Origin of the sequence: Actinomadura sp. GC306 (genome assembly GCF_004348665.1) — a bacterium.
In the GTDB taxonomy this organism is placed as follows: Bacteria; Actinomycetota; Actinomycetes; order Streptosporangiales; family Streptosporangiaceae; genus Spirillospora.
On the sequence record NZ_SMKM01000322.1, the window covers coordinates 1 to 6,884 of the forward strand.

Below are 6,884 nucleotides of genomic sequence, written 5' to 3' on the forward strand. Positions count from 1 at the left end.
GGATGGGGTCGCGGCGCGTCCGCTGGACGGGGCTGCCCAGGAGCACGCCGCCCCGGACGGGCCCCCGGTGCGACATCCCGTCGGGGCCGCCGCCGGGCTTCCGCCGGCTCGTGCGGTGGCGCGAGGTCATCAGCGTCATCGTGATCCAGACGACCAGGGCGCTGAAGATCACGATGGGTGCGATGACGTAGAGGTAGGGGTCACCGAGCCGGGTCGAATCGGCGAGCATGGCGGCACCTCCTCGCCCACGCCTTTACCCGAGGGCAGACGGCTAACCGTCCCGGCCGCCGGCAGGACTCGCCGGGAGTGCCATGACACGACCGTAAGATGTCTGACGTCTTACTTGAGGGGGCTTTGTGGGAGCAGGTCGGGCGCCGTGACGGCACGCCGGGCCGGGCTCGCCGGATCGCTGCTGATGATCGTCCTGGTGGCGGTCAGCCTGCGGCCGGCGATCGCCGCGGTCGGGCCGGTGCTGACCGAGATCAGCGACGAGTTCCAGCTGTCCGGCACGGCGGCGGGCGCGCTGACCACGCTGCCGCTGCTGTTCTTCGGCGCGTACGGGCTCGTCGCGCCGTTCCTGCACCGGGCGCCGCGCGCCGAGACGCTGCTCGTCAGCGCGATGGGGCTGCTCGTCGTCGGGCTGCTGCTGCGGCTGGTGGGCGCCCCGTTCCCGCTGTTCGCCGGGTCGCTGGTCGCCGGTGTCGCGATCAGCATCGGCAACATCGCGGTGCCCTCGATCATCAAGCGGGACCATCCGACGCGGATCACCACGGTCACGGCCGTCTACACGGTCGCCGTGACGAGCGGCGCGTCCCTGTCGTCCGGGCTGGTCGTCCCGGTGGAGAACCTCTTCGACTCGTCGTGGCGGCTGCCGCTGGGCCTGCTGGCCGTCCCGGCGGCGCTCGCGGGGCTGCTGTGGGTGCCGCGGGCGCGCAGGGCGGCGCACGCGGCGCGGTCGGCGCCCCGTCCGGCGTCGTCGCGGGGCGTGGCCGCCATGGTCTGGCGGTCCGGCCTGGCCTGGAACGTCACGGTGTTCATGGGCCTGCAGTCGCTGCTGGCGTACGTCGTCCTCGGCTGGCTCCCGACGATCTGCCAGAGCCGCGGGATGGACGAGACGTCCGCCGGGCTGGTCCTCGCCCTGTCGGCGGCGGTCCAGGCGGCGGGGTCGCTCGCCGTCCCGCTGCTGGCACGGCGGACGCGCGACCAGCGCCCGCTCGTGCTCACCACGGCGACGCTGTCGCTCCTCGGCTTCGTCGGCGTCACGTGGGCGCCGATCGGATCGGTGTGGGTGTGGGCGGTCGTGCTCGGCCTCGGCCAGGGCATCGGGTTCGCCACCGCGCTGTCGTTCATCGGGCTCCGCGCCCACGACGCCCAGGTCGCGGCCCAGCTGTCGGGGATGGCGCAGGGCGTCGGCTACGTCATCGCGGCGCTCGGCCCGCTCGGCGTCGGCGCCCTGCACGACGTCACCGGCGGGTGGAGCGTTCCGATCGGCTGCGTGCTCGGCGTCGTGCTCGTCATGACGGTGCCGGGGCTCGCGGCGGGACGCAACCGCTCGGTCGGCGCCCCCACGGAACCACCACCGGACGCGGTTAACCCGGAAATTAGCGGACACATCCCTAATTGATGCTGAGCGAGGCCCGCAAATGACACCGGGAGGTGGACCGTATGCTCGCCACGATCCTGGCGGACCCCACGCTGGCCGAGACCGCGCCACGAGGCCCTTGGCTATGGCTCTGGATAATCCCCGTGGTCGCCGTGGTGGCGCTGGTCGCCCGCTTCATCATGATGCTGACGGCGTCGTCCCGTCCGATCCGCCCGGAACGCCGGAACGACCAGGACAACCACCGCGGCATGGAGCAGGGCGGCACCTACACCTACCGGCCCGGGATGTTCTCCCACAGCTACCCGCCCTCGAAGGAGTCGCAGGCCGAGGAGTTCCGCCACGACAACCCGCAGCCGGGACGGGAGCCGAAGAAGCCGTGGCCGGACGGTCTGCTCTACGAGCAGACCGTGGTCAAGGAGGAGTTCGAGGAGCTCAAGGGCCGCAGGCGCGACAACGCCTAGAAGCCGACGCTCAACTTGGAAGCCGACGCTCAGAAGCCGACGCATAGAGGCCGACGCCTAGAAGCCGGTGAAGAGTCCTGAGGTGGGGCGGACGGCGCCGACCACGGCGCCGCCGCCGCGGACCTGGACGATCGACAGCTCGTCCAGCACGGCCTTGTCCGTCCCCTCGGCCGCCTCCGCCACGCCGAGCGCGCGCAGCAGGGCGACGGTGACGGGCGTCCGGGCCCGCATCGCACCGTCGTCGATCTTGATGGCGCCGGACCGGCCGTCGGCGAACGCGAACGCGTCCACCCCCTCGGCGCCGCACTTGACCAGCAGCCCCGGGACGGCGTCCATGAGCCGCCGCTCCTCGCGCCGCGTGCCCGCCGTCCACTGCGGGTGGGTGCGCATCGCGTCCGCGACGCGCCGTTCCGGCGTGCCGGGCCCGGCGAGGACGAGCGCGCGGAACGCCCGCGCCACGCCCGTCAGGGACAGCGCGAACAGCGGCGCGCCGCAGCCGTCAACGCCGACCGCCGCGACCGGCTCCCCCGCGAGTTCCTCGACCGTCTCCCGCACGGCGGTCTGCAGCGGGTGCCCCGGGTCGAGGTAGGTCTCGGTCGGCCAGCCCGCGGCGACGCAGGTGGCGAGCATCGCGGCGTGCTTGCCGGAGCAGTTCATGCGCAGCCGCGAGGCGCCGCCGCCCGCCCGCACGACGTCCTGCTGCTTGACGGGATCGAGCGGCCAGCTCTCGGGGCAGCGCAGGTCGGCGGCCCCCAGCCCGGCCCCGGCGAGGATCTTCTCCACTCCCTCGACGTGGAACTCCTCGCCCGAGTGGCTGCCCCCGGCCAGCGCGAGCAGCTCCCCGTCCAGGCCGAGCCCGGCCCGCAGCATCGCGACCGCCTGCATCGGCTTGTTCGCCGAACGCGGGAAGACCGGCACCGCGGGATCGCCGGCGCGGACCGCGACGGACCCGTCCGCGGCGAGGCCGGCCGCCGCGCCGCGATGGCGGGACTCCACGAACCCGGACCGCTCGACCTCCACGAGCACAGGATTGATCATGTGTGCGTCCTGCCCGGTCACCGGGCCTTGATGCCTAGCCACACGCGCGGATGCCCAGCAGCTCGCGCGCGTCCGCGGAGGTCATCGGCGGGCGCTGGGCCAGCCGGGCGGCCTGCGCCGCCCGCTCCACGAGCTCGGCGTTCGCCGTCACCGGCCGTCCCTTCGCGAAGGTGACCGTGTCCTCCATGCCGACCCGCAGGTGCCCGCCCGCGGACAGCGCCGCGAACAGCACGGGCAGGGACGTCCGCCCGATGCCGGTCGCCGACCATGTCGCGCCCTCCGGCAGCGCCTCGACGGCCGCGACGAGCGTGCGCGCGTCCCCGGGCATGCCGCCGGGCACGCCCATCACCAGGTCGCAGTGGACGCGCCCCCCGTACGGGAGGCCGTGCTTGTCGAGGAGACGGTGCAGCGCCGCGACCTGCCCCAGGTCGAACAACTCGAACTCTGGGACGACCTCCAGTTCCTGGGTGCGGCGGTAGAGCTCCACCATGAACGGCCAGGGGTTCATGAAGACGTCGTCGCCGAAGTTGACCGTCCCGCAGGTGAGCGAGCACATGTCGGGCTCGGCGTCCAGGACGCGCAGCCTGTCCTCATAGGAGTCGGTGACGGCACCGCCCGTGGACAACTGCACGATCAGTCCCGTGCCCTCTCGCAGCGCGCGCACCGTGTCCCGCAGCCGGGACAGGTCGAGCGTGGGGAGCGCGTACTCGTCGCGGATGTGCACGTGGATGACCGCCGCGCCGGCCGCCTCGCACTCCTTGGCCGTCTGGACCAGTTCCTCAAGGGTGACCGGAAGGGCGGGAACGTCCGCCTTCGAGGACTCCGCGCCCGTGGGCGCCACCGTGATCAGCGTCGTTGCTCCCATACGCGGCACCATACGCGGCAGAAATTACGCGGCAGAACATACGCGACGAACACGCAGCCGAACACGCAGCCGAACACGCGGCAGGACACGCGGCGGAACACACGCGGCAGAAACGCGGCAGAATGCACGTCCATGCGTGCGGTAGTGCAGAGGGTGAGCCAGGCCAGCGTGTCCGTCGAGGGACGCGTCGTAGGGGCGATCGACGAGCCGGGACTGATGGTCCTCGTCGGCGTGACCCACGACGACGACCCCGCCAAGGCCCGCAAGCTGGCCGCCAAGCTCTGGGGCCTGCGGATCCTGCAGGACGAGAAGTCGTGCTCGGACGTCAACGCGCCCCTGCTCGTCGTCAGCCAGTTCACCCTCTACGGCGACGCGCGCAAGGGCCGCCGCCCGACCTGGACGGCCGCGGCCCCGGGCCCGGTCGCCGAGCCCCTGGTGGACGCGCTCGTCCACGAGCTGAGGGCGCTCGGCGCGAAGGTCGAGACGGGCGAGTTCGGTGCCGAGATGAAGGTGTCCCTCGTCAACGACGGCCCCATCACGCTGATCGTGGAGATCTGACGCCCCCGCCGGGTCTCAGCGGAAGCCGTAGACCATCCCGACGAGGGTGGCGACGGTGCCGAGAGAGGCGAGGACGACCAGGGAGCGGTCTGCCGGGGTGAGCCGGCCGCGCACGTCCGGCGAGTGGACGACGACCCCGGTGTCCGGGTCGGTGTCCTGGGCCTGCTTCTGGAACGGGTTGCGGATTCCGGCGAGCCGCCAGAGCGCGTCGTTCTTGAGGTGCTGGTGGTTCGGGGCGCAGGCGAACAGGCGTCCCCGGACGCGCTCCGTGCAGGGATGCCCCTGCCGCTTCAGCACCCGGCACAGCGTCGGGACGAGCAGGAACTCGTACAGGCACCACGTCAGCAACCCGAGCAGCGCGATCCGCCACGACTGGAACCACCAGGCGGCCCCGGCGAACGCGGCGAACAGGGCCCACCAGAGCAGCGCGGACTCCCTGCGCGGGAGGCGCCGGGCGCCCCTCCGCGCCGCCGACGGCTCCGGTCTCCCCAGGTTCGGGACCATCGGTAGGAATCCACCTTTCCCGGGCGGCGTGTGGTGATAAATCGTCTGTTCCGACGATATTGCCCCGGGAGTCGGTGGGCTACCCGTGTTTCGCGGGCCGCCGGCGCAGCTCGATCTGCGCGTTCGCCCCGGTGTCCGGCGACACCACGACCTCCTGCGCCGCGGCGACCCCGCCCGCCAGCAGCTCGGCGTCCACCGGGACGTTCCGCTTGACCGTCGCCAGCGCGACCGGCCCCAGCTCGTGGTGCCGTGCCGCCGACCCGACGAACCCGACGTTCCGCCCGCCGGGGATCTCCACCGGGTCGCCGTGCGCGGGCAGCCGGTCGACGCTGCCGTCCAGGTGCAGGAACACCAGGCGGCGCGGCGGGCGCCCGAGGTTGTGGACGCGGGCGACGGTCTCCTGCCCCCGGTAGCAGCCCTTGTTCAGGTGGACCGCCGTCTCCACGTAGCCCGCCTCGTGCGGGATCGTCCGGTGGTCGGTGTCGATGCCGAACCGCGGCCGGTGCTCGGCGATCCGGAGCGCCTCGTACGCCCAGAGGCCCGCCGGGCGCAGCCCCTCGGGGAACTCGCCCCGCGGCACGATGCGGGTGACGGTCCCGGCGGCGTCGGGCCAGGCGAGCGTTCCGGGCTCGGCCGGGCCGGGGCCGGTGACCACGGCGTGGGACGCGGAGACGTCCTCGACCTCGACGCGCAGCATGAAACGCATCCGGTCGAGGAACTCCACCAGCGGCGCCGCCGACCCGGGCTCCACGTGCGCCCACACGGCCTCGCCGTCGTCGATCAGGAAGAGGTGGTTCTCGACGTGCCCCTTGGCGCCGAGCAGCAGCGCCTCGGTCGGCTCGAACGGCTGCAGCGCGTCCAGGTGCTGGCTCAGCAGGCTGTGCAGCCAGCTCAGCCGGTCGGGCCCGGAGACCTTGACGACGCCCCTGTTGCCGCGGTCGACGAACGCCTCCCCGCGCTCCAAAGCGCGTTGTTCCTGCGAAGGCTCCCCGTAGTGCGCGGCGACCTCCTGGTCGGGCGCGTCCGCGGGAACCGCTCCGGGCGTCTGCAACAGCGGGCTCTTCATGCCCCCAGGCTACGTGGCGCGGCAGTCCTTGCAGCGCCCGTACACCGTGAGGTGGTGCACGTCCGTCTCGAAGCCGAAATCGCGCTGCAGGACGTCGGCCAGCCCCGTCGCCGCCCGCGGATCGACGTCCTGGACGGTGTGGCAGCCCCGGCACACCAGGTGGATGTGCTCCGCCTCGGCCGCCAGGTGGTAGTTCGGCGGTCCGTGCCCGAGGTGCGCGTGCTTGACGAGACCGAGCTCTTCGAGCAGCTCCAGCGTCCGGTACACGGTGGAGATGTTCACGCCGCGGGCGGTGCGCTGGACCTCGGTGCAGATCTCCTCCGGGGTCGCGTGCTCCAGGTTGGTGACCGCCTCAAGGACCAGCTGGCGCTGGGGCGTCACGCGGTATCCCCTCGCCCGCAGCTCCTCCTGCCACGACTCGACCATGCCCCAAGTCTAGATCCCGGTCCCGGATGCGGCTCCCCGTCGCCGGATCCGCCCGGATCCACTCGAATCCGCCCGGTTTCGCCCGCGGAAAACCGGCTTGCCCCTGCGCGCGGCGCTCGCATAACGTGCGTGGTACGCGCGAAAGGAGGTGGTCCAAGAAATGGTTGATTCTAGGACTCGCGAGGTGGCTGTCCGCTAGTCGCCGTCCCGCCTCGGCGCCGCCGCTCCGGCGGCGGCAACCGGTCGCGACGGCGACCGGCGAATACCAGGCAGACACCCGGTCCCCGGACCGATGGACCCGTCCTGTCCATCACCCCGCCCGAGCGGGAAGGTCCGGGGATCGTTCATGTCCGGGCCCGGTGG

The 6,884-nt window shown here is 72.6% G+C and carries 9 protein-coding genes; 3 read left to right on the plus strand and 6 right to left on the minus strand.

Going from position 1 to position 6,884, the window contains the following annotated elements:
* A partial coding sequence (locus E1200_RS29420) for a hypothetical protein (RefSeq protein ID WP_131955343.1) occupies nucleotides 1–229 on the minus strand: 229 nt, incomplete at its 3' end.
* Between the two features lie 147 nt (nucleotides 230–376).
* On the opposite strand from E1200_RS29420, the gene E1200_RS29425 reads away from it, so the two are divergent.
* Together E1200_RS29425 and E1200_RS29430 are read left to right on the plus strand one after the other, a co-directional pair.
* A complete protein-coding gene (locus E1200_RS29425) occupies nucleotides 377–1,624 on the plus strand; it encodes an MFS transporter (RefSeq protein ID WP_131955344.1) in 1,248 nt (415 codons plus the stop codon).
* Between the two features lie 41 nt (nucleotides 1,625–1,665).
* A complete protein-coding gene (locus E1200_RS29430) occupies nucleotides 1,666–2,064 on the plus strand; it encodes a hypothetical protein (protein WP_131955345.1) in 399 nt (132 codons plus the stop codon).
* A 57-nt stretch (nucleotides 2,065–2,121) separates the two neighbouring features.
* On the opposite strand, the gene E1200_RS29435 is transcribed toward E1200_RS29430, so the two are convergent.
* Both E1200_RS29435 and E1200_RS29440 read right to left on the minus strand, forming a co-directional pair.
* Nucleotides 2,122–3,102: an asparaginase gene (locus tag E1200_RS29435; protein WP_131955346.1), complete on the minus strand. Its 981-nt coding sequence runs from the start codon at nucleotides 3,100–3,102 to the stop codon at nucleotides 2,122–2,124.
* Between the two features lie 34 nt (nucleotides 3,103–3,136).
* Nucleotides 3,137–3,967: a 3-keto-5-aminohexanoate cleavage protein gene (locus E1200_RS29440; protein WP_131955347.1), complete on the minus strand. Its 831-nt coding sequence runs from the start codon at nucleotides 3,965–3,967 to the stop codon at nucleotides 3,137–3,139.
* A 132-nt stretch (nucleotides 3,968–4,099) separates the two neighbouring features.
* On the opposite strand from E1200_RS29440, the gene dtd reads away from it, so the two are divergent.
* Nucleotides 4,100–4,525, plus strand: coding sequence for a D-aminoacyl-tRNA deacylase (dtd, locus tag E1200_RS29445; RefSeq protein WP_131955348.1), 426 nt, complete (start codon nucleotides 4,100–4,102; stop codon nucleotides 4,523–4,525).
* 15 nt (nucleotides 4,526–4,540) lie between these two features.
* Here dtd and E1200_RS29450 read toward each other — a convergent pair whose 3' ends face one another.
* The 3 genes from E1200_RS29450 to E1200_RS29460 all read right to left on the minus strand — a co-directional run bounded on the left by E1200_RS29450 (nucleotide 4,541) and on the right by E1200_RS29460 (nucleotide 6,521).
* Entirely contained in the window at nucleotides 4,541–5,029 is a 489-nt protein-coding gene (locus E1200_RS29450; RefSeq protein ID WP_131955349.1) for a hypothetical protein, read from the minus strand.
* 79 nt (nucleotides 5,030–5,108) lie between these two features.
* Nucleotides 5,109–6,095: a folate-binding protein YgfZ gene (locus tag E1200_RS29455; protein ID WP_131955350.1), complete on the minus strand. Its 987-nt coding sequence runs from the start codon at nucleotides 6,093–6,095 to the stop codon at nucleotides 5,109–5,111.
* Nucleotides 6,096–6,104: 9 nt separating this feature from the next.
* Nucleotides 6,105–6,521 carry a transcriptional repressor gene (locus E1200_RS29460; protein WP_131955351.1) on the minus strand — a complete coding sequence of 139 codons (417 nt, stop codon included), beginning with the start codon at nucleotides 6,519–6,521 and terminating at the stop codon, nucleotides 6,105–6,107.
* Nucleotides 6,522–6,884: the final 363 nt, after the last annotated feature.